The organism is Actinosynnema sp. (assembly GCF_052038725.1).
Map to the genome: position 1 here is coordinate 1 of NZ_JBQGCX010000646.1, position 1,952 is coordinate 1,952.

The 1,952-nt window shown below is 74.1% G+C and carries 2 protein-coding genes; one reads left to right on the plus strand and one right to left on the minus strand.

All coding sequences use genetic code 11. The features are described from left to right. A partial coding sequence (locus tag ACTUAL_RS13650) for an adenylate cyclase (protein ID WP_440900496.1) occupies positions 1–847 on the minus strand: 847 nt, incomplete at its 3' end. A gap of 625 nt (positions 848–1,472) precedes the next feature. Here ACTUAL_RS13650 and ACTUAL_RS13655 point away from each other — a divergent pair. Next, on the plus strand, positions 1,473–1,937 hold the full coding sequence (locus ACTUAL_RS13655) for a hypothetical protein (RefSeq protein ID WP_440900497.1): 465 nt from the start codon (positions 1,473–1,475) through the stop codon (positions 1,935–1,937). The last annotated feature ends 15 nt before the right edge of the window (positions 1,938–1,952 follow it).

Consider the following 1,952-nt stretch of genomic DNA (forward strand, 5'->3'; position numbering starts at 1 on the left):
CGGGGGCGAGCAGGTCGAGCATCAGCGCGTGCGCCATCCACACGTCGGTGGCGCCGGTGAGCGCCTGGCCCGCCGCGACCTCCGGCGGGTAGGCGGTGGTCCTGTCCTTGGCGAGCGGGCGCTGGCCGAGCTCGACGGCGAACGACCAGCCGGCGAGCACCACCCCGTGCCGCTCGGGGTGGACCAGCACGTTGTCGGCGGTGATCGCGCCGTGCACCAGGCCCGCGAGGTGGGCGCCCGCGACCGCCCGCAGCAGCCTGCGGTGCATCCACGCCCAGTCGCGCCCGTCCAGGCCGCCGGGGTAGGCCCTCTTGACCTCGGCGAGGGTGTGGAAGCCGTCGGTGAGCGGGGCCAGCACGGTGAACGCGCGCTCGCCGCGCCCGACCTCGCCGGAGGCGTCGACCAGCCTCGGGAAGTACGGGGCGAGCCAGCGGTGCTCGTCGGTGAGGCGGGCCAGAGCGGTGAGCGCGTCCCGCTCGGCCAGCAGCAGCGGGCTCAGCGCCGGGTTGCGCACGACCTTGACCACCTCGGGGCCGTCGGTCAGGTGCACGTTCGCGACGCTGCCGACGCGGTGCAGCGCACCGGTGCGGTAGGCGCGGCGGGCCGTGCGCAGCTCGACCGAAGCGGACCCCGAACCCGCCCACCGGTCGTGCAGCCGGGTGACCTCGGCCGCCGCGGCGTGCGCCCGGTGGTCGTCCGGGCCGGTGCGGTCGGGGTGCAGCGCGACCAGCAGGTCCCGCCACAGCCGGTGAGCTGCCTGCGCTCGATCGGGGGAGAAGTCCCCGAACAGCCCAGTCGAAGAGTTGGCGCCCTCGACCAGCCTGAGGGCTTCGTCCCTGGTGAACATAGTTTGAGTCTAAGCAACTCAAACCGGTCGTGCAACCCTTCTGGGCGAAGTGGGCGTTCATAGGGGTGACGACTCTTGTGGCAACGGAGTGATCTGTGCCGATCACGGCTAACGTCCGGGCCGGGTGCGGAGACAACCGTCCAGAGCGGTGATCACCCGAACCGCGACCCCACCCACCCCTGCCCGGAGCGGCCCTCCGGCCGATTGCCAGAGTCCTGGTCGGGGCGACGTCCCTACCCGTCGCCCGCGCACCACCGCCACGGCGTCCTACCCGCCGCGGCGCCGCCCGACGCGCGGCGTCCTACCCCGCCGCGCGAGCACCGCACCGCCCTGCCCGCGCAAGCCCTGCCTGTCCCGCCCTGCCTGTCCAGCCCTGCCCACGACTGCACCAGCCCTGCCGACTGCGCGCCCCTGCCGCCGCACGAGTCCTCGTCCCGCCGCACGAGCCCAGGAGAAGAACCCGGTGAAGCCGCTGACCCCGACCCGACCGATGAGCACCTGCGCGGTCACGCCCCGCCCCAAGCCCGTCCGGCTGCCCGCGCGCGGGTTGCAGAGACGGTCGTCCCGGCCTAGGCGCTGAGCGCCGCTCAGGATCTACTTGCGCCTCCTGCGAATGGAGGCGCGAGTGCCGGAACTGTTGTTGCGCAACGGGATCAACCCCGAAGACCCGGACTCCCCGGTGCTCCTCGTGATCATCGATCCCGAGCGGTCACCGGGCGAGCGCGCCGTCTGCCTGCTCGGCAACCACGGCTACGAGCGGGACAACGCGCTCTACCTGGGCCCGACCGACGGCTGGGCGGAGCGCGCGCTCGACGCGGGCTCCCTCGTCGTCGACCTGGTCGCCTACCCGCTCGTCCTCGGCGGCTACGACCTGGACCTCGGCCTGTTCACCGAGCCCGCCGCCGGGGACGCCGACGCGGTCCGGCTGCTGCGCGTCACCGGCCGGGTGGACGCGACCGAGCTGCCCGAGGCCACCGTCGTCGTCGCCGTCTCGGAGGGGACCACCGCCGACGACGTCGTCGAGGAGCTGCGCTCGGGCGAGCTGTGGCCGGTGGTCCTCGCCCCCGCGCCCGCCGCGCGGGAGGGCTGATGCGCGTCACCGCCT